The sequence below is a fragment of the Psychrobacter sp. HII-4 genome (assembly GCF_904846595.1).
GTDB classification, from domain to species: domain Bacteria; phylum Pseudomonadota; class Gammaproteobacteria; order Pseudomonadales; family Moraxellaceae; genus Psychrobacter; species Psychrobacter celer.
Genome location: NZ_CAJHBJ010000021.1, coordinates 1 through 21,373 on the forward strand (window position 1 = coordinate 1; position 21,373 = coordinate 21,373).

A 21,373-nucleotide genomic window follows, 5' to 3' on the forward strand; every position below is an offset into this window, starting at 1 on the left:
CTGCCTTTCGTTAATAAACACACCATGTTATTGCATATGCAAGAGATTAGTAAAGCCGTTCCAAAAGGACGTCATGCGGTGGTGGTGATGGATGGCGCATTATGGCATCAACCAAGCTTGAATCAGGCTAATGTCACTATGCTTAAACTACCGCCTTATTCACCTGAGCTCAATCCCTCTGAGAGAGTATGGCAGTACCTTAAGCAAAATGAGCTATCTAATCGTTGTTATGACAGTTATGAGGCTATTGTCGATGCCACTTGCTTGGCTTGGAATAATTTGCTTAAACAGCCACAAAGAATTCGGTCGTTAACTGCTCGTGCTTGGACACAACTTTAATTGTTGGGTTTGGTATTAATTTTGCATCTTTATTTTGAGAAAAATCATCCTAATGGACTTGGACAGTATTCTCTATATTTAATACTTGGAATGTTGATTGTAATTACTCTTCGTGCTTTACGGTATTCTGCTTAATTATTAAGAATAATTGTGATGTGAATCAAAAATAAACAGAGACTGATTTATGAGCGATGTAATAGAGTGGGAAGCCAGAACAAAAACAATCAAGCAACTCATCAAAGAATTGCAAAGCTTTGAAAATCAAGAGTTAGTCGTTATGGTCACTAATGATGAAGGCAAAACTTTTAACTCGGTAAAACTTGTCAGTAAGGGCTTTGATGACAATAAGCCTCATAAAAGCGAGAAGGTTTATTGTGCTTTACATATATAGTTGAATGCCTTTTTTAAAATCAACCCAAAATCTTATGTAATGACCTACAACCATTGCCCAAACCATAATCTAATCTTTCCCCAAAATGATGTTTGAGGGTGGCTGTCTTGTTTGGATGCACTATGCGTACTGGCTGACTCAGTGCTATTGCTCAACTCATTTTTATTAGCATCGCTAGGGAACGCAGCGTTTAGCTTATTGCAGGTAGGATATTTGGCTTGTAACTGCTGTAAATAATATTCCTGATCTTTGTATATAAATCCGTCTAATATTCCTATAGCATCGTGGCTATTATGGCGACAACTGCCGTTCTCTCGATTCCAAGCCAGAAATGGCACTAATGGTTTACCAACTATTAATTCATTATTTTCACAGCTCAGTGTCGCTAGTGATGTCACCGTATAGTTTGCTGGCTCATTACCGCTGGCCGCATATGCTAAGCCAATAACTAGGTCATTTGGCTTGATACTTTTTAGCTCAAAATCACTTTGCCAATATTCAGGGGTCTTGTAGAAAAACCACATTTTAAGCGTGCGAAAGACAAAGCGTGGATTGCTAAATTGCAAGTCGAAGCCTTTTTGCTGATTATCCATTAATGTAGGCTGCGATGATTGCAGACGAGCAATAAATACATCATTTGTTGAATGCGGCATACAAGCCCATACGGTTTGCATGGACAAAAATAGTATGATCGAAATAGGTAAGCGATATAAAAAATGCATTTCGTGTTTTTCCTTATCTCTAGCATTCCATTTTTAGGCCACAAACCATACCTTATTTAATTGGCACTTAGAGTGAGGTTTAATACGCTTGTCATTAAGCGTGCCACTAAAACCACCAAAACGATAATCTTGACCAATCTTATATTGGTCATAGGCGCTGATTTGATGAAAAAGAATGCCAGCATTGATGCTGGTCGTGTTTTCTGGAAATACTAAAGCACTTTTAATTACCGCCTCGTTTTTATAGTTGTCATGTTTAATGATTAAACAGCCGTTTTCGACCAATAAAGTGCCATCAGCGACTGTAATACCGCCATCTACTGAGCTTTCATAAAGCGGAGGGCTATATTCTAAAATCTCTACTTTCTCCTCAATAGCTTTAGTCAGTACTTTTTCTTTTCCCTCAGATGATTTATCTACAGGCTCATTTTTAGCGGCACAGCCTGAAAACAATAAAACCATCACAACGGCCAAACAACTTAAGGTATTCAATTGAAAACGCGGCATGTTCAATCACTCCAAATTAGATATTGCTAAGGCTTATTCACCTGACCTAAAAACAGTATTGCATCGGTCTTATTATCTTTAATCATAAACATAAATGGATGATCGGCTTTAAATTCCACAGGATAAGACATACCAACGTACATACCTACAGCACCGGCGGCGGCTGCCGCCTCGGTTCCTTTTTCATCGACGGTGACCACCGCTTGATGATAAACCTCATCGAGCTTTATCGGTGTACCATCAGCATATAAGTTAAATTCAGCCTCATTATTAAACGCTTTTGTCATACCCATATCACCAAGCAACGTTTTCATCTGATAACGCGCATCTAACGTAAACTTTGGCAGTTGAAGGTCCACCTCTTGTCTTACTAAGCCTGCACTCCATTGCTTAATCTTAGTTGCATTTAAACTCTTAGCTAATTGCTGCATAGCAAGTTTATGATTGAGTTTGGGTAATACTACGAGCATAGATAGGTCATCGCCTTTATAAGGTAATTGCACGACCTGTATATGTTTGTCCTCATAATAACTAAAATAAGACTGTTGCTGCATCATCTGGACGGTAGAGGCTCTGCCTATAGCATTATAAAAAGGCTTAGCACTGGTTCTTTCAGCTGTAAAAGGCAGGGTCCAATCCCCCTTAAAATAGATGGCATTGGTTAGCACCACGGCAGTATCAGATTTAATACTACCCTTAGGTAGTAATTCAGGAATCATTTGCTTGGTTTTCTCAGCAATTTTTTTATTAATGGTCTGACGCGCAGGATCAGGACTGCCTTCAAAATCAAGGGCGGTCACTTGGCCGCTGTAATAACGTTGCACGGTGTCTATGTAAGATTTAGTGGGTGTTAACCCTTGTTGCATCCATAAGTCATTGACCGTAGCAAGCTTGTAGTCGGGATTGGGTTTATTAAATTGATTATAAAGCGCGGCGCTATTAGGGTTGAGGGTAGTCGGCGTCGGATAATGAAACGTCTTTTGGATTTGCGCTTTCGTTTCCCCTTCCGCTGCGGTATAGAGCATGGCCATCGCAGTAGATAAGCTGTACGGTGAGAAAAATACATTTTTATCTGCTTGGTCAGGTTGCCCATTTATCTGCTGGTACATATCAAAGGCGAATTGGTTATTGGCAGTGATGACTTCTTTTATATCTTCAGGCGTTGCGACAGTAGTCATTACCTCAATAGGAGGCGCTTGATGGTTAATAGCTGACTGATTAGGAGTAACCATGCCTGTAACAGCACCCGTTCTATTATTTTTTATGGCGTTGTCACAGCCACTAACACCCAACACTAAGCTGGTAATAGCTAAGGCACTGATAACACGATTATGGGCTGCATATCTAAAATAGCGAAGTGGGTCATTTTGCATATCAGGCTCAACAATAAATTATAATTATAAGAATATCCAAGGCTCAGTAGTGACTGTAATAGCCACACTTTCAGTTGCTGTATAGGGAGCCGCACATATATATTTGGCGGTTTTAGAATAACTGATTTACTCTGTATTCATCATCCCAGTTCTTTTGTATTAACGTTTTTAGCTCCTTTTCACTTTGTAATTTGCTGAAATCTTTCCCGTACCACTTTATCAGAGCTTCTCTTGTTATTTTGTATTCTTGATGATCAAAATTAAACGTTATCCACTCTGCATTTTGAATCAACGCAAATAAGTAAGTGGCGTTATATATCACTGTCTTTTTATCATTCTTTTCTGACTCTGACCCATCATAATTTAAGATAATCCCATAGGGTGTCTCTTTCGTTTTGAGCTCGAGGCCCTTGAAGTTATCTGATTGCATAGAGTGGTTGACAATATTTATGACTGCACTATTATCACCAACATAGGCATTCTTGTATTGAAACACATCTTCTTCATTGGTCTTCGTATTACATCCACTAGCGACTGAAATCACCAACAGTGAACACGATAATAATTTAAGCCTTTTTTTCATAATGTCTCATCAACAGTCAGTTAAGTCTTAGTGCCGTCATTCGCTCTCTTAAGGCTTATTCACCTGACCCAAAAACAATATCGCATCGGTTTTATTGTCTTTAATCATAAACATAAACGGGTGATCGGCTTTAAAAACAGGTGGTGGAGCAGAGGCAGATTCAGTAGATACTACAATGCCAGTCGCTGCCGCTGCTTCGGTGCCTTTTTCATCGACGATGACCACCGCCTGATGATAGATATCATCTATCCATGTAGATAAAGGCTGATCAAACAGTTTGAAAGTAGCCTTGTCTTGATTAAAAGCAATGGGCATGCCCATATCTGACAGCATATCTTTCATGTCGTAGCGTTCTTTAAGCTTGAACTTTGGTAAGTGAAGGTTCACTTCTTGCGTAATTAAGTCTTTATTCCACTCTTTAATCTTATCAGCGCTTAAATCACGCACCAGCTGCTGCATGGCTGTCTTGTCTTTAGATTTTGGTAATATCACCAGCATAGATAAGTCATCACCCTTATAAGGCAATTGCACGACCTGCACCTGTTTGTCCTCGCTATAACCAAAATCCGCCTGTGTATGCATCATTTTTATATTAGGACTTGTACCCACATGGTTATAAAAAGGCTGCTCACTGGTGCTTTGAATATTGAATGGCGTTTTCCAATCGCCCTTAAAGTAAACGGCGTTGGTTAATACGGCGACCGTATTTTTTTTAATACTGCCTTTTGGCAGTAATTCAGGGATCAGCTGGTTGGTATGCTGAGCGATTTTTTTATTAATAATGAGGCGTGAAGGATCAGGACTGCCGTTAAAATCAAGATTGGTCACTTGACCACCATAATAGCGTTGAACGGTGTCGACGTAGGACTTGTTAGGCGTTAGCCCTTGTTGCATCCATAAATCATTGACTGTGGCGAGCTTATAATCAGGATTGGGTTTATTAAATTGATTATAGAGCGCGGCGCTATTAGGGTTTAGAGTATCCATCGACGGATAATAAAAGGTCTTTTGAATTTGCGCTTTCGTTTCCCCTTCCGCTGCGGCATACAGCATGGCCATCGCCGTAGACAAACTATAGGGTGAGAAAAACACGTTGTCATCTGCTTGATCAGGTTGACCGTTGATCTGTTGGTACATATCAACAGCGAACTGGTTGTTAGCAGTCGTGACTTTTTCGATGCCGTCTGGTGTTGAAGCGGAATCGTCAGCGGCAATAAAGCCGTCTTTGCTAACAGCCTTATAATCAGAGTTGTTTTTATTCTTATCTGACAAGGATGGGTTGTCTAAGTTTGGTGCGGTATTGGTTACTGTGTCGGTAGGTTTAGACTCTTTCATAGTGCTGTCACAGCCACTGACCACAAGTAATAGACTACTGATAGCCAATGCACTTATGATACGGTTACCACGTGCTTTTTTAAGATAACAATACTGGTTATTCTTCATATCTGCGTCACTAATAATGTAGAGTTAAGATGATGCCATTCTAGTATCATCTCTATACAATCGTTTAGTGTAGTTTGGTAAGCGTGCTGTACTGAACTTAAGAATGCCTAAAAGTGATTAGCGGAGAGATACATTACTGATTTTGCACGATTTCTAATAAACTTGTAGTGGTATTAGTCAATCGTAAAAGTGAGAGAAATATGGTTTTTAATAAGAATGTTCTAATAGGATTGATGAGCATGCTTTTAATATCTTGCTCATATTTTGAGAAGGATAAAGGCAAAATTATCATAAATAACGAAAGCGCTTATCTCATATCTGACGTACGCGTCAAATATACCAGCTCCAAGAGAGTGGACTTAATCGGAGATTTGCCGCCCAACTCCTCCTATCGCTACGCTATCCAATATACAAGCTATGAAGATTCAATATCTATCGACTATACTGATCAGGATAAGAAGACCTATTCTAGAGATGCAATGCCCTATGCCGCTTCATACGATAAAGAACGATATACATTTACTATAAGATAAAAATGGTCTATCCAGCAAGATGAGATAGCTTTAACAAGACTAGTAATGGATGTTAGGCATTGAGTTAAAAAGCGCTTAATCGGCTTAATAGGGATACGGTAGAGTACACTGATGTTATCTCAATAACCTAAAACCCATCATCTTTAAAAACTAAATTCCTTATTTAGAGAGTTTCTGAAGATAATCACAACTCGCTTGGTAATCGTTATCGCAAGATACTTCTAACCACTCTTTTGCCATAGCTTTGTCTTTATTAACACCCAACCCCTTATAATACATCAGCGCTATAAGATACTGAGCGCGTTCACTACCTTTGCTCCATGACCCATCAACCGTACTACGGTATCTATTTTTGGCCGCTTGTTCATACCACTTGAAGGCTTGAGTATAATCCTGAGTGACGCCAATCCCATCATAATACATATCACCCAACTGATATTGTGTCAGTAAATGCCCTTTACTCATCTCTCCACGACCCAAGAAGTAACTATTACTCGCCGCTTTTTTGAACCAGCTTAAGGCTGCATCATAGTCTTGTACAACATCTATTCCCTCAAAGTACATTTTCCCTAGACGGTATTCGGCATGTGTCTTTCCAAGACCGGTATAACTCTCCCGACTAGCCGCTATCTCAAACCATTCTTTTGCTTTCATCTTATTCTGAATAACCCCTAAGCCGCGATCATACATCACTCCCAAGTTATACTCAGCATTAGTATTGCCTTGAGCAACAAGATTTTCAAAAATATCAAAGGCCTTTTCATAATCTTGGGCGACACCTAAACCGCCATAATACATAAGCCCTAAGCTATATTCAGCATACATTTTTGTGTATTTAGCCTCCATCTTTTTATTATCAGCGGCCTTCTGATAATAGGTAAAAGCCTGACTGTAGCTTTGAGGCGTACCTGCACCATGATAGTACATCTCTGCAAGTTGATACTGAGCCTGCATGTCATCAGTATCGGCTAATTTTTTATATAATTTAAAAGCCTTGGTGTAATCCTGAGGTACGCCATACTTACCCGCATAATAGATATAGGCAAGATTGGCTATTGCAGAGGTATGCCCGTTATCAGCAGCTATCTGATACCATTTGATCTTGTTTACAGGATCATAAGCTTGGACACCTAGCATGAATTGAGCAGGAGCATATCCTCGAATGGCAAACCATTCATACGGTTTCCTACTATCTTCGGGCAAGTCTAAATTCTCTAAATATAGCTTGGCAAGCTGTTGCTGAGTGTAATTGTCTTCTAGCTGTTCAGTTGACTCTTCTGTTATATAATCAGCTGCTATAGCGGATACAGACAGCCCGAAAGATAACCCTGAAATCATAAATGGATAAATGAACATGCTATTCAGTAATTTCATAGTTTTGCTTATTAGGTCGTTGAATTTAATATTGGTAAGATATATAGGTATAGAAATATTTTTAATCGAAAAAAGTGCCTATCAGTGCAACATAGGGCGTTAAGCATTTTTTATCGCCCTGTTTTTCAAACTCAGCACCTCCTGGCGTATTAGGGTGATAAGGCAAGTAGGCGCCATTCGTCTTTATATAATCGCCCATTTTAAAAACCCGACCATTGAGATTTAATGTTTTAGTGACTTCATCCCATTTCACGATACCTTTTGGAAATTCGGGGAACATCGCGGTAGTAAATTTACGATTACTACCTATTAGATAAAGACAGTTATTACTCCATACAAAGTTGCCTCTCACGATTGATAAGGCTTGAGAATGATGAACAGGGTCAACATAATAAGTAAAAATGCTTGTTTTTAGCTCAGGCTCTACGAGTTCTGGAATAGGTTTTATCGCTGCCATTGGTTCAGGTGGGGTTGCTACAGGGGTTGTCGTACAACCGACTATCACTAGGCCTGTTAAAATAAAAAATGCTTTTCTCATCTGTGCGCTCCAGTTTAGGCAGAAAGCTCGTATTTTGAATGTAAGCAGGGAAAACAGCTTCTGCACCTATTTTTTAGTAGGTATCCAATTTCCTTTTAATCTCTTCAGAGACTTCCATTATATCGGCATCGATAGCCATGCCTATTTTGGTCAGACAAGCGGCATCTCCTTGAGTCGCAAACTCAAGATTTGTCGTTGGTATTGTTATGCCGCCAGTAAATATTTTCTCACCCAATTTAATTTTGATACCTTTAAGTACAATAGTTTTTTGCTCTTCTAAATAAGTAACACTATGCGGAGGAAATAAGGGCGTCATATATTTATCTTTGGCGACTTGCAACATAAGACAATTATCTTTAATAACGAATTTGCCACTTACGATACCTGGCATTTGACCGCCCGTAGATAGATAACTAAATATGTCGGACAGGGGTTTATTAGAGTCTCGTTTTGGAGAATCTGAGGGACTTTCATTGATAATGGCAGTTCTTTCTTGTGTTGGTGTTACTTGAGAAGGTTTTAAGTTAGTACAACCAAATAAAATTGGAAGTATAAAAACTCCAAGAGCGGTTAATGATAAGCCGTTTTTTAATTTTAAATTATTCATTCATTGGTCTCGTTGCTTAGTATTATCAGAACTTTTATAGAGTTTTTCTAGCCGCCTGACCACGCGGTAAACCCGATAACATCATCATCTCTTTGACATCACAGCGACTTGAGGCTTGATTAGCAAAGCCTTCTTTGGCATATCGTTCCCGATCTGACGGCCTAAGTTTATAGCCACCGCTTTCTATGATGTCGCCCACCTCATAAACGACATTAAAATATTTGAGCGTTTTATTTTTGTCATCCCAGCTTGCTTGACCATTCGGTAGAACAGGAATGGTTTTATACGGCCCATAATAGAGATAGACACAGCCTTCTTCATAGGCGAGTCGTACGTTTACCTCATTCATAACATCACTTTTATCAAGATCAGAGAACTCAAAGGGATAGGTATAAAATAAACTCTCATTACCTGATGTACGGTAATGTATTAGCGGCTCTGAGTGTTGCTCTATCTTAATGGTTTGGCTCAAGTCAGGCTGTGGCGCTGATAGGTTTTGACAAGCAGTCAGTAGCATTGCTAACGATATCAGCGTCATTTTTATGGTCATCATTTTTGCATCCTCAAGCTATAGCTTATTCACCTGACCTAAGAACAATATCGCATCGGTTTTATTGTCTTTAATCATAAACATAAAGGGACGATTGGCATTAAACTCAACGTCATAATTAGCTGAGACGACTACTGGCACTATACTTGTAGCAGCTGCCGCCACTGTACCTTTTTCATCAACCTCAACCACCGCTTTATGAATAATAGAATCTACCGCTAATGACTGCTCGTCATTGAATAAGCTAAAGTCAGCGCGACTATCAAAAGCGATTGGCATTCCCATTTCAGCCAGTAGCCCATCCATTTTATAATCTTGTTCCATTTTAAACTTAGGCAGCTGCAGGTCGACTGCTTTTATTTTCATATTGTGAGTCCACTGACCAATTTGATCGGCACTTAAATTCTTAACCAATGCCTGCATAGCAGCGGCTTCTTTTGATTTTGGCAAGATGATCAGCATCGACAGGTCATCGCTTTTATAAGGCAGCTCTACCACTTGTACTTGCTCATCTTCCGTGTAATTAGAGTTTTCTATGCTATACATAAAATTCGTATCGGTGATTGTGCCATTGAGGTTATAAAAGGGTTGAGTACTACCTCGTAGACCTAGAGGTTGTGCCCATTGGCTTTTAAAATAAACAGCATTGGTTAATACAGCAGCGGTAGATGACTTGATACTCCCTTCTGGCAGTAGTTCAGGAATCATCTGCTTGGTATAATTAGCGATGGTTTTATTGATGGTCTGACGTGATGGCTCGGGACGGCTCGCAAAATCAAGATTGGTGACTTGACCACCATAGTAGCGTTTTACGGTATCCAAATAGGTTTGATTGGGACTTAGGCCTTGACGCATCCATAAGTCATTAACTGTGCTTAAGTCATAGTTTGGATTAGGCTTATTGAATTGATTGTAGAGTGCTGCACTATTGGGATTGAGGATAGCTGGTGCTGGATAGTGAAAGGTCTTTTGGATTTGCTGCTTTGTTTCACCCTCTGCTGCAGCATAAAGCATGGCCATCGCCGTAGACAAGCTGTAGGGCGAGAAAAATATGTTGTTCTCTACTTGTTTAGCTTGCTTATTTATTTGCTGATACAGATCTATAGCAAATTGATTGTTGGCATCGACGACTTTTCTGATACCTTCAGGCGTTGAAGCAGAGTCGTCAGCAGCGATATAGTTCTTATCAGTCTTTGGGTTTGAAGGCTTCTCAGTCTTGCTGACTATAGGTTTTTCAGCTGCTTGTTTTATTGGTTGATTATCAACCAAGCTATTATTACAACCAGCAATTGCCAGTAAACTGCCTAAAGCAAGCGTACCGACGCTGAATTTAATTGCAGGCTTTTTATAGATGTATTGGTTACGATTTTTCATGGCATTGTACCCTCTTGTAATTCGAATGATGTCCTGATTATATACAAGGGTTTAGGCTGATTTAGTAAACATATGCTAATAAATTGATGGCTCGGGTTAGATTAAACTCGTACATAGCAATAGCTGTTGCTTTGAACATGGGGGTTTAAGTGCAGGCTTATAAAACCAAACCATGGTGAAAAAATAGGCTTTACTAATAGCCTAGTTGGTTTTCTTGCTACACTCTTATAAAACCCTGTTACTAACAAATATTCCAAACAGTGGATAGACCTTATGAAAGATATTGAGTTAATAAAACATTTATTTATTAGGACATATGGTAGCCAGCTGGAAGGTCATATTCATGATTATCATCAAATTCTCATGCCATTAATGGGTGACATTAGAATGATAATTGGTGATCAGGCTATTAAAGTTTCTTATGGAGAGGCTTTAGTTATTAGAAAAGGTGTTTATCATCAATTTCAGGCAAGAGAAGACTTTCGTTTTTTAGTAGCAAATATAGAGGACATCGAATTTTTACAACTGCCACTGAGTGAGATCCATTTTGCAATGGACGAAAAAACGTTGTTATATATCTCTTTCGTTGAAAAGCAATTGATCTCTGCTCACAATCAAAATATAGAATGGATGATGTTTGAGTTATTACAAGAGCTTCTTGGAACCATTAAAATGAGTAAGCGATTGGATACTCGTTTAACTGCGGTCCTTCATACCTTAAAAAGTAATATTGCCACCAATCATACGGTGAAATCACTTGCTGAGATCGCTTGTCTGAGCGAAAGTCAGTTCAAAGTCTTATTTAAAAAACATCTTGGTTGTACCCCTAATGCTTATATTACCGACCTTCGTATGCAAGCTGCTCTTGGTCTCATCCTAAATACCGATATACCTATTACGATTGTGGCTGAGAGGTGCGGTTACGATAACGTATCTGCATTTATACGTCGTTTCTCTACTGTCTATCACCAGACTCCTTATAGACTTCGCTGTCACAATCAGAATATGAAGCAGCCAACAATCAGCTAATCAGCACATATTTCAATCCATTCCGACAAACCTTTGAGCATCAATTTCATTACCATAGCCACATGATATAAATGTACGCTAGGTAAGGAAGTGCCATTGAATATTCATACCCAATCAAAGCAGGACATTGTAAATCTTGTTGCCTCTATAGGATTTTTGGCAATATGGAGTGGCGGTGCCATCTTTGCAAAAGTTGGTTTGCAATATACCGACTCTTGGAGCTTTTTATTTTTAAGATCAGCAATCGCTTTATCACTACTTCTAGCCATATATCTAAAATCTACCCATAAAAAAACAGCTATCACTGAGATTAATAAAGATCAGCTCAAAGTCATTATATTTTCAGGTCTATTGCTGCAAGTCTTCTATTTAACGTTTTATTTTTCAGCTATTAACACAGGGCTATCCCTTGGCATCATTATACTTGTGCTTGGCATACAGCCGATTATAACGTCACTATTAAGTGCAAACACGGTTAGCGTTAAAAACGTCATACTATTAGCGATTTGTTTTTCAGGCTTGGTATTGTCTACATTAGGCTATCATAGCGTCGATAAAATCAATGTATCAGGTATCGTCCTTTCTGTACTGGCGTTGCTATCCATCACGTTTGGTACTATAGCTCAAGCTAAGGTTGAAACGCCGCCTATTTTAACCCTATTGATCCAGACTATTTTTTCATTCTTGATATTCTCGGCTGTGATTGTTTATCAAGGATTGTTTTTTGAGGTCACTGCTTACTCTTTGCTGTCATTGGTATGGATGGGTGCAGTCGTTTCTGTAGGTGCTTATTTGCTATTAATGCTTATGCTCAAATATAGCTCCGCAGATAAAGTAAGCACGTTATTCTTTTTATTGCCTTTACTGACAATGATCTTGGAGAGTCTGATTTTTGATACTACTTTGAGTGTATTAACTATTTTTGGTGTCATATTGGTCTGTGCAAGTTTGTTCATTTATCAGACTCAAAAACCCACTGAAATTAGCAAGTTATAGTTTAATCTGATCAGGTATTGCAGCCTGATTCAAGCAAATCAGCCTTTGATAAAGTCGCGGTGGAGATTTGGTGTTGCTTTAGATATTTGGTTTAAAAAAGTAAAAGATATTTCCATATCAACAGCAAGTCCATCATATTTTAAACGTGATTTAGTACTCATCGGCATTAAATAAGTCAGATTAACACTTTTAATCGTTTTTGATTTTGTTATGATTATTTATAGTACCTCGAGTCTTATCGATAAGCATTGAAAAGTCTTTTTGACTCAAATAATTTATTGGCAACTCGTCTTCATTGCCAAATATTTCGTTCCAAACAGCGCTACTATATTCGCTTTTAGTGTGTGATAGCTCTCTAATTTCTGAATACATGAGACCGGGTTTTGAAAGTGAAAGAATAGAAATCGCCCTAATATAATCCATATATATAAAGTCTATTACGTCTTGGTCAAACTTATCTTGAATTCTTTTTTTTACTCTTTTTACCTGTTCATCAGTTTTATTCTTTGTATCATGGCCTTGAGATGTTGTATAACTTAGAATCACAGTATTCTCATTAGAAATGTCATTTAGATCAAATATAGGAGAAAAACAGCCCCCGATGATTTCATATGATCTGTCTTTAAATATGACAGAAATATTATGAATAGGTATCTCAACTATGTCACCGAAATAGTTATGTACGTTTTTGAGGTAAGTACCCTTATCGCTACTAATATAGGCTTTTATCAGTACTTGATGAAGCCTTCTGGCTAAAGGATGGAGTTTTACGGTTGAGTTGCTATTCAAACTAATCGTTTTGGCAGATAGTTTCATAATATTAATCCTTGAGTTGGTTTTACCCTCTCGCCTATCATAATAAATACATAATGGCTAAATATTTGTATTGTTCTCACATTCCACTGCTTTATAGGTATAACAGAGTTTGCTCTATTTTTAATTCTTGTAACTTCAGTTTGACTAGCGAGTGATAGCTCTACTCGGATCTGCCTTTTATTTTTACAAAAACTGTCTTCTTGCGCATTATCCATATTTCTTCTCTGTGAAATAGGTATATCTTTTAAAGCGTCGTCCCAAGCATTCTGATCTTTTTCAGCAGCTTGTGCATAGTTGTAGTAGCTGAGTCGAATATCTTTTTTATAGACTAGTTTACGAATAACTTGAAGGTAGTTATAGAGGTCTACTGCGCAGTTGAATTTAATAAAATTTTTATTATTTTGAGAATGAGTAAGTGTATGATATATAAATTGATGGATAGGTTTTTTGTCATCACTCTCTAAGTAAAGGCTACGAAATTTCTCTGTCATTCGCATCATGATTTTTCTATCATCATTATACCTGTCCTTAATAGGTAATAAGCCTCCTTTATTATTGATATCAAATAACCTAGGGTTACCTTTCCTTGTTTGAAACTCTGAAGCGTCTCTTAGTCGCTTTGCATTATGATGCCATGTTTCAAAAGTTTCTTGACTGACATCATAGATATGCATGAGGTTCTCATAATCACCTTTCTGAGTATAAGCTTCAAGAACTTGATGTACTTCATCGAAAGAATATTTCTTAACTTTTACAATTTTTTTATCAAAATCATCATTAAGTATTTTACTGTGCATAGGTTTCGGAAAATAAGGCAGTTTAAGCTTATCAATGAGATATTCATTTATGCTTAAATGCATATTTTCAGTTTCAAATTTTTGTCTTCTCGGTATTTTTAGTATCTGATTGTGCTTCATAGCTATCTTAAAATTGGTCTGCCATAATAATAATCCCACCTGAATGTCCGTAAAATGTACATATGATGAAAATGTTGTACTAGGGGTAGCGTGCCCTGCTATTCCTGCCAAAGCATATATTTTCTTGTATGCAAGATTGGTTTCAAAATGATTGACGATGCTAGCAGCTTGAGCTGATTCGTAGGGTAGCAAGCTTTTTAAAAACGTTGTACTTGGATGGCCATTAAATTGATAGTCTTTATCGTATAAAAATGACATCAACTGAAAATTAGTTAGACAACTATGGCGTAGGTGGTGTGTAGTAAGATAGCTTAAGCCAGTAACCTCTTTTATAAGATGAGTAAGCATTTTTGATATTGTTTGAGCGTTGTAAGACATGCCATCTTGGCTGGCTATAAGCGTTTGACCTTTATCGCCTGAACGTTTGATGTAAACACGCTTAATTAACTTAATATCAGATTCTGTTAATAGTTGTGCAAGTAATACACGACGTAAAGCAGAGAGGCTTTTATTGTTTCCAAACTTATTATTTCTAATCTCTAGATAATTCTGAGTTTCGGCTACATCACGCAATCTTATTTTAACTATTTCACCAATTCTTAGCCCGCACCGATGTCCTAATATTAACGCTAAGCTCAAAGCCTGCTTTTCATCTACATTTGTAGTAAGGCTATTAATCTTATCAAGTATAGCTTGAAACATCTGCTCTGATATATAACCAACTTTATGATGGGGTTTATCGCTTGTAATCAATGGAGCCATAGGTTTTGTATGGTAGTGTTTAACCATGTATTGGTGTATTTCATTAATTAATGTAGCGACTGAATTCTTTGCTTTCGTGGTCTTACTGAGTTCAATCATCTCACTATATAGCGTTATAAAATCTTCTTCCTGATAACTTTTTAGGTTTGTGTCTTGAGTAAGTGCTAGCCAGCGACTAGTGATGGTATTACTATATGTTTGAACACTGCTCACTTTACAGGTACGTGCTTTTGATAATAGCCAGCCAACTATTGCTTTTTCTTGCAAAGTGCTTTGACCACTTTTTAATCGATTATAAATTTCATCTAGCTCTTTAATTAATTTCTTTTCAGATAATTTAGCATTATTGTCTTTAATGTCTTTCCTAAGTAACTTTGCTATCTCCACTACTAAGCAAGGACTACTTTCTGCCTGGCTATTACTGTCAATGTTAGTCAAAATGCTATTAAATTCTTCTTGTTTCTGATTCTCATTGTGTTGAATATTATAGATCAGAGACTGCCAATTAGAAGTTGCCAGGCTATAGGTATTCTCTTTACCCGTCATAATGTACCAAGTATGTTCAGGGAGATCGAAGAAAAAATGATTCTCTAGCACATATACCGCACCCATTAAAAAACGTTTCAAACCAAGTTCTATCTCATTACCCTGATTTGCTTGTATCAGTTGTATGCTTTGATACCGTTTGTAAATTGTGAGATTTCTATCACGTTCCATAACGGTGTTTTTCTGCTCTTTATTATAGGACTGAATAATATGAGCTGATAATGGAGAGATAAAAACCTGTGCTTGGTGAACCGCTTCTGACGCTTTATAAGTATTTGTATGATAGGCCTTGTCCTTGACGATCACAGTGATGGTTGGCAAACCTGAAATTTGTTCAAGTTTTAAACGTTTCCCAATTATTTGATCTAATATCTCCTGTAGTACAGGAGCCTTTAGGATTGCACTGTGAAAGATTAGAGTGAATAAGATATCACTTACAGTTATATCAACAGTTTTTTTATTTTCTAAACCTTTAGCCCAGTTTAGATAAAAATCTAGTACACGCTTACCATCATTGAACCATTCTTGTGTACGAAAAGATTTGGCACGAGATGATTGAATGATAAGTTTAGGAAAACCTATATCAATATTTTTATCTTCTATTCGACTTTGACAGTATTTTACGGCGTGATTGTATGAGGTAGAATATCTCTTAACATCTTTAAAATATTTATTAGTAGATAAATTAGTATCAAACTTTAGCCACATCAGGTCAAACGTTCGCTGTTTATCTTCAGAAGCTGCAATTTTTGTCAGGTCGATGTGTTTGTCTATTAGTTCGCAAGCTAACGAAAAGCGCTTTTCTTCTAGTTTATCTCGTTTTTCTTCTCGTATCTTAATACCAGATTTTTTTTGACGTGCCATCCTTAGCGCTCCAATTGAATGACTGTAAAGCCAATACCTTTGATAAGCTCATCTAGTGTATTTGCAAACTCTCTAAGTTCAGATTGTTTCAAACCGCTAAAAGGGTCGTAAAAGCTGAATCCCAGTTCATCAGAATGTCCCATCCAAGCACTAATAACGTCATATCCAATGGGTCTTTCATTGAAGTCTGAGTTGTATGAATATTTGCCGATGTGTATATTTTTTAGCGAGCGTATAAAATGTCGATGCCAATTAAGAGGTAGCGATATATATTGTGACATGCGCTCTTTTATGAGTGCTTTGTTTAACTTTAACTGAATAACTGTATTGGTTATCTCATCTAATTTTAGATAATTTATCAGTCCAATACGGCTGTCTAAAATATCCATGTATATTTGACCAATATTACTTCCTAGTTTATTAAAAAGAATGCCATTACTTTTAATAAATTTTTCATACTCATTGATTTGCTGACATACGGTATGTGGTAGATAGATTAATCTGCCAATAGTATCATCTTGCATTTCCTTATCGCTGATAAAGTAGACTCCAGTTCTGGTATCTATGTTTGACAATCTACCAAATGGCTCAGTAACAGGTCGATAACCACTTGCAACAGACATCAAAACATATAGATAGTCCATAAAGCTGTTATGAAGGTAAACCAATGAATTCAAACTACTTAATTTTAAACCTGCAGTAGCGGCTTCTACTTTTTGTCTTAGTTTAACCACGATCTCTTCTAGTCTAAATTCATTAACAGCTAATGCGCTCCCTATAGTCTTATCCCAATAATCTGTTAATGTTTCATCGGGTAGTTCGAAAAGCATATATAGTTTAGTTTGATTTGGCTCATACTTATTTTCAAGTAGCCCTATCAAGTGATCCATATAGTCCCGTTGGCATCGAAATAAATCATATTGACTGACATTATAATAAGGTAGTGCTGAGAGGTGATGAACAGGACAGTTAGTTAGTACTTCTATAAGCGCTTTATCTATATTGGTTTGAGCTAAATAGTGAGGTAAATAGTTTTTAACCTTATTTATGCTCAGTCTTATTCCAAACTCTTTATTGAGTTTACGGAGGTCCTCTTTTGCTTCTTCATGAATAGAATCTCTTATTTTATCATCAGTACTTTCAATCATTTCAATATGCATCGCACCTAACGGATACGGCATGAAAACATATAGCTTGTCTGGCTTATTAAATTTATTTAGTTTATAGGCACATAACGATTTGTCCCAGTCATCATCAATATGGCTACGTGCTGGACAAAACGTGAGTTGGTAGCGATAACCGTTAGACCCAAGCTTTAACTGCTCAGAAGTATATATGTCATGAATACCTGTCAGTAAGAGCATGTATAGATACAATGCGGATTGATCAGATATATCGAATTTAAACTTTCCCTCTTCATACTCATGCTCGTATTCGTACTCTTTACCAATAGATAAAAAATCAAGTTTGCTTAGTTTGCTAGCTATATATTCGACCAATCTTTTTATTTCATCTTCATGTGCTGTATTAACATCAGTGACCTGATTCATCGCATTTTTTCGACGACTGTTTGATTGGCCTTCTGCTTTTACCAGATCTAAATAATAGTTGCTTGGATTATCTATAGTTACTTGCTCAAAGGATTCCTGCTCATTATCTTGGCGTTCACCAGCTTCAAAAGCATCTGTATTACTTGTAGATTCAGAGATATTTGCTAGATCATTGATTATGTTTCCTGTCGTGTCGTCATAATATGAGGGACCACTAACAACCCGATAAGGGGTACTGGTTACTCGAGTAATACCAGAATCATTTTTGAAGTAGTTGTCAATCGGTAGAATATACTCGTAAAGATATTGGGCTATACGCTCATTAATATCATTTCTAGCATCGTTGGAAGGAAATAATGTATTTTTATCCAGTAACTTGCTTCCATACCTTTTTATTTCCGACTCAAAGGTATCAGGGGAGTTATTAAGCCATCTGGTGTAATTGTCGTTATTTTGGGCTTGGATGAGATTATCCTGAATATGTCGCAGACTCTCAAACTGTGTTATGTCTGGCAAAAATGGAACTAAGAATTCACGAATATTACTGGTTAAAAACCGGCATTCATCAAGTGTGGTTTCAATCCTACTATTATAATCAGTCAACTCAACCATTTTAAGACAGAGAAAAAAGTAGAGAGAACGAATGTTATTTATTTTTGGTGAGTCTGAACGACTGGCTAAAAAAGTAATGAGGTAGAGATTTTTGAGATACTTATGATGTGTTTTTAAGCTTTTTAGGAAGTTTTTCTGGTCAATACCGTTTTCGTATATCTGTATTTTCTCTGATTCAGTTAAAGTAGAAACTATATCCTTTGTTTTTATCCATTCAGTTAAAGCACTATACTGACTGTTAAAGACAGATCTAAATTGTGCAGGCAAGGTGTTTTTCAAGAACCTTAGCTCAATTATTAAGGATGAAGCTTCATCGCTGTTAGGATCAGAAAAATCAACAATGTTTTTTTGTAGCCATTCTTCGATATTTTTAGAGCGATTATCTTCATCAGTCATTGTTCTGTAACCATTGCAAACTATTTCCTTAACTGTATCTCCATTTATATAAAGCATCCAGCTATAAAAATGAAAAAAGACACCTGTTTGGATGTCTTTTTGTTAAGTATAGGCTTTTTCATACGTTTTGTAGTATTCCTCGTGCTATCAGTAACTTATCTAAAGCACTTCCGTCTTGACGAGTTAGGTTTGGCACATATCGAGAATACACTGTGAATAGCATTTTTGTGTTGCTATGACCCATTTGAGCAGCAATCCACTCAGGCGACTCACCAGCAGCAAGCCAAAGCGTCGCAGCGGTATGTCTACTTTGATAAGGATTACGTTTATCAAGCTCTAAATATCGTAGTAATGGATACCAAACTCGCTTTGTCACATTACGATGATTCAAAGGAGTACCCGCTTTTGTGCAGAACACGAACTCACTTTGACGTTTAGTCAGGCTCTGCTGACCAATTAATGCATCATAAACCAGTTGGTTCATCTGAATAATACGATTCGAACCTGAAGTTTTAGTTTCACCTATGACACCATTAACGACTGCCTGATCAACGATGATTTGTCGGCGCTCAAAATCTATATTCTTCCAGGGCAAGCCATCAATCTCACCTGTTCGCATACCTGTAAAGAAGCGTACGATATAGTAAGGCTTATAATCTGCTCTCACATTATTGATAATGAGCATGACCTCTTCTAGAGTAAAAGGACTGACATTACTTTTAGGCTCACTGAGTGGTTTTATATTCTTCCAAGGGCTGTCAAAATCAAAACGCTCAGAGGCTTCGGTCAGCACCATACGTAATGGCGTCATGATATGATTAATGCGAGACGCTGATAAAGTTCGTCCGTTATTACCATCTTTGACTAACTTGCCCCGAAAAGTCATGATTTTGGCTTTGCTAATGGTATTTAGCGGTACATTACCAAAATGAGGAATTAAGTAAATTCTAAATATATCTTCCACATTACTTATTTGAGAGTCCCGCCATTCCGGCTTTTTTTCCTCTAACCAAACTTTGCTAAAACTATCAAAGCCTGAGCTTGAATCCTTATGACTATTTGTTGACCTCATAAGCTCTAAGCTTTGAAACTGCTCAAGCTTTTTACTTTGCGGAAAATAGTTTTCATAGCGAAAACTACCTAATTGAATGTCTGCCTCCATTTTGCTAACGAAATTTTCTAGACGCTTTCGATTGGGCTTAGTGTCTGTTAGTAAGGTTTGCTCTCTACAGCGCTGACCTATGTATCGGAAATCTACATACAAGTTGCCATTACGGCTATTGATACTCGCCATGATTACGCTCCCGCTGCAAATGGAATGGTATCGTCATAGCCTGTCAGCATGAGTTCTTCAATCTTTTGCCATATAAAAAGGATTTTTCTACCTCCAAATGGTTTGATGTAATGAATACCCTCAATGAATACCGCATCCTTAAGCTGGTTGCGTATGGTCTTGCTGTCATATTTAATGCGTTGTGACAGCTCTTCGGTTGTTAAATAGGTATAACTCATAGTAAAATCCTTACTAAAGATTAAAGTGTTATTATCTGATAGCTTTATGACCTGCTATAGAACATAATTTACACTAAAAATAATCTTTTGCAAGACATTTTTATCTACAGTAGATTATTTTAATATGGAGGAGGTTATGGTGAAGTGCAATTTATCTAGAATTATGGGTGAGAAAAGACTTAAGATTGCTGATGTGTCTAGGGACACGGATGTTAATAGAGGCACAATTACACGCATGTATAACGAAGAAGCCACAAGAGTAGATCTAGAAGTTGTCGAGAAGCTATGTTTATATTTGGATATTGAAGTGGGCGATCTTTATGAGATAGTTAAGGAAGAACAATAAACGTTCCTCCTTTTAAAGTATAAGATAACGCCGCGATTAACGGTTATTACACCATATAATACACAGCAGACTATAGTTGCTCAAATAGGTTAAATGCTCTATTAAGTAATAAAAAGTTCTATAGAAGGTTATTTTAAGTTGCAATAGCTCAAAATGTATGTATAATTTAATCTGTAGGAAGTCATTACGACTAACAGAAATAAATATTAATCTACAGGAGATTATACATGAACACATTTATTAAACCGCCGCATGCTTCAATCTGGTTAAGCGCCGAAGCGATATCTCTATCTACCAAGCTTATGATAAACCTGCAAATACAACAGGGTTCACAGTTAGCAAAGATGCTAGGCGTCAATCCGATATTTTATAATAATGAAGCAGTCAGGATATGGGTGCAACGAGAGCTAAATGAAGGATTAGCGATGAATCGTTATACCTTAACGAATCTTGAGACCAAGTTTTTGACCATTATGAATCATTACGAGATTCCTTATTCGTTGTGATTAACGTCAACTACTTGGTTTGGAGATAACCATGAGCTTAAAACTTATTTTTAGCGCTAATGCAGATCAGTGCGACATACAACTATGTGAAGACTATTGGGCATACGGGCATGATGGACGGTATGTAGAGCATATAGAGATACTCTGTAAACAGTATCATATCGATTATCATATTTTGTTTGGCGTA

Annotated in this window: 21 protein-coding genes; 6 read left to right on the forward strand and 15 right to left on the reverse strand. The window is 37.3% G+C overall.

Annotated features, from left to right (window positions below; translation table 11 throughout):
* Together JMX98_RS09835 and JMX98_RS09840 are read left to right on the forward strand one after the other, a co-directional pair.
* Window positions 1-339, forward strand: a 339-nt coding sequence (locus tag JMX98_RS09835) for a transposase (protein ID WP_227680124.1), incomplete at its 5' end; no start/stop codon positions are given.
* Between the two features lie 184 nt (window positions 340-523).
* A complete protein-coding gene (locus JMX98_RS09840) occupies window positions 524-730 on the forward strand; it encodes a hypothetical protein (RefSeq protein ID WP_144296573.1) in 207 nt (68 codons plus the stop codon).
* A 44-nt stretch (window positions 731-774) separates the two neighbouring features.
* Here the strand turns inward: JMX98_RS09840 and JMX98_RS09845 are convergent, their stop codons facing one another.
* The 10 genes from JMX98_RS09845 to JMX98_RS09890 form a co-directional block, all read right to left on the reverse strand.
* The gene (locus JMX98_RS09845) at window positions 775-1,452 is read right to left on the reverse strand and encodes a hypothetical protein (protein ID WP_227680125.1); all 678 of its coding nucleotides are present in this window, start codon (window positions 1,450-1,452) and stop codon (window positions 775-777) included.
* Window positions 1,453-1,485: 33 nt separating this feature from the next.
* Window positions 1,486-1,959, reverse strand: coding sequence for a hypothetical protein (locus JMX98_RS09850; RefSeq protein WP_144296572.1), 474 nt, complete (start codon window positions 1,957-1,959; stop codon window positions 1,486-1,488).
* 26 nt (window positions 1,960-1,985) lie between these two features.
* Window positions 1,986-3,332: a serpin family protein gene (locus tag JMX98_RS09855; protein ID WP_201586247.1), complete on the reverse strand. Its 1,347-nt coding sequence runs from the start codon at window positions 3,330-3,332 to the stop codon at window positions 1,986-1,988.
* 112 nt (window positions 3,333-3,444) lie between these two features.
* Complete coding sequence (locus JMX98_RS09860) at window positions 3,445-3,915, reverse strand: DUF4825 domain-containing protein (protein ID WP_201586250.1); 471 nt, start codon at window positions 3,913-3,915, stop codon at window positions 3,445-3,447.
* 48 nt (window positions 3,916-3,963) lie between these two features.
* The gene (locus tag JMX98_RS09865; RefSeq protein WP_201586252.1) at window positions 3,964-5,358 is read right to left on the reverse strand and encodes a serpin family protein; all 1,395 of its coding nucleotides are present in this window, start codon (window positions 5,356-5,358) and stop codon (window positions 3,964-3,966) included.
* Window positions 5,359-6,050: 692 nt separating this feature from the next.
* Window positions 6,051-7,265 carry an SEL1-like repeat protein gene (locus tag JMX98_RS09870; RefSeq protein ID WP_201586254.1) on the reverse strand — a complete coding sequence of 405 codons (1,215 nt, stop codon included), beginning with the start codon at window positions 7,263-7,265 and terminating at the stop codon, window positions 6,051-6,053.
* 61 nt (window positions 7,266-7,326) lie between these two features.
* Window positions 7,327-7,803, reverse strand: coding sequence for a hypothetical protein (locus tag JMX98_RS09875; protein WP_201510200.1), 477 nt, complete (start codon window positions 7,801-7,803; stop codon window positions 7,327-7,329).
* A 73-nt stretch (window positions 7,804-7,876) separates the two neighbouring features.
* Entirely contained in the window at window positions 7,877-8,410 is a 534-nt protein-coding gene (locus JMX98_RS09880) for a hypothetical protein (RefSeq protein ID WP_201586256.1), read from the reverse strand.
* A 34-nt stretch (window positions 8,411-8,444) separates the two neighbouring features.
* Window positions 8,445-8,963, reverse strand: a complete 519-nt coding sequence (locus tag JMX98_RS09885) for a hypothetical protein (RefSeq protein ID WP_201586258.1) — start codon at window positions 8,961-8,963, stop codon at window positions 8,445-8,447.
* 15 nt (window positions 8,964-8,978) lie between these two features.
* Window positions 8,979-10,334, reverse strand: coding sequence for a serpin family protein (locus tag JMX98_RS09890; RefSeq protein ID WP_201586260.1), 1,356 nt, complete (start codon window positions 10,332-10,334; stop codon window positions 8,979-8,981).
* A gap of 273 nt (window positions 10,335-10,607) precedes the next feature.
* On the opposite strand from JMX98_RS09890, the gene JMX98_RS09895 reads away from it, so the two are divergent.
* Complete coding sequence (locus JMX98_RS09895) at window positions 10,608-11,363, forward strand: AraC family transcriptional regulator (RefSeq protein WP_201586262.1); 756 nt, start codon at window positions 10,608-10,610, stop codon at window positions 11,361-11,363.
* A gap of 96 nt (window positions 11,364-11,459) precedes the next feature.
* On the forward strand, window positions 11,460-12,359 hold the full coding sequence (locus JMX98_RS09900; protein WP_201586265.1) for a DMT family transporter: 900 nt from the start codon (window positions 11,460-11,462) through the stop codon (window positions 12,357-12,359).
* 189 nt (window positions 12,360-12,548) lie between these two features.
* Here the strand turns inward: JMX98_RS09900 and JMX98_RS09905 are convergent, their stop codons facing one another.
* The 5 genes from JMX98_RS09905 to JMX98_RS09925 all read right to left on the reverse strand — a co-directional run bounded on the left by JMX98_RS09905 (window position 12,549) and on the right by JMX98_RS09925 (window position 20,334).
* Complete coding sequence (locus JMX98_RS09905; RefSeq protein ID WP_201586268.1) at window positions 12,549-13,175, reverse strand: hypothetical protein; 627 nt, start codon at window positions 13,173-13,175, stop codon at window positions 12,549-12,551.
* Window positions 13,172-16,264: a tyrosine-type recombinase/integrase gene (locus tag JMX98_RS09910; protein ID WP_201586270.1), complete on the reverse strand. Its 3,093-nt coding sequence runs from the start codon at window positions 16,262-16,264 to the stop codon at window positions 13,172-13,174. The genes JMX98_RS09905 and JMX98_RS09910 overlap by 4 nt, the downstream gene beginning before the upstream one ends.
* A 2-nt stretch (window positions 16,265-16,266) precedes the next feature.
* Window positions 16,267-18,822 (reverse strand): hypothetical protein, encoded by a 2,556-nt coding sequence (locus JMX98_RS09915; protein WP_201586272.1) that lies wholly within the window; start codon window positions 18,820-18,822, stop codon window positions 16,267-16,269.
* Window positions 18,823-18,940: 118 nt separating this feature from the next.
* Window positions 18,941-20,116: a site-specific integrase gene (locus JMX98_RS09920; protein WP_201586274.1), complete on the reverse strand. Its 1,176-nt coding sequence runs from the start codon at window positions 20,114-20,116 to the stop codon at window positions 18,941-18,943.
* 2 nt (window positions 20,117-20,118) lie between these two features.
* On the reverse strand, window positions 20,119-20,334 hold the full coding sequence (locus tag JMX98_RS09925; protein ID WP_100749155.1) for a hypothetical protein: 216 nt from the start codon (window positions 20,332-20,334) through the stop codon (window positions 20,119-20,121).
* Between the two features lie 136 nt (window positions 20,335-20,470).
* Between JMX98_RS09925 and JMX98_RS09930 the strand changes: the two genes are divergently transcribed.
* Window positions 20,471-20,680 carry a helix-turn-helix domain-containing protein gene (locus JMX98_RS09930; RefSeq protein ID WP_020442990.1) on the forward strand — a complete coding sequence of 70 codons (210 nt, stop codon included), beginning with the start codon at window positions 20,471-20,473 and terminating at the stop codon, window positions 20,678-20,680.
* Between the two features lie 227 nt (window positions 20,681-20,907).
* Complete coding sequence (locus tag JMX98_RS09935; RefSeq protein ID WP_100749156.1) at window positions 20,908-21,186, forward strand: hypothetical protein; 279 nt, start codon at window positions 20,908-20,910, stop codon at window positions 21,184-21,186.
* Window positions 21,187-21,373: the final 187 nt, after the last annotated feature.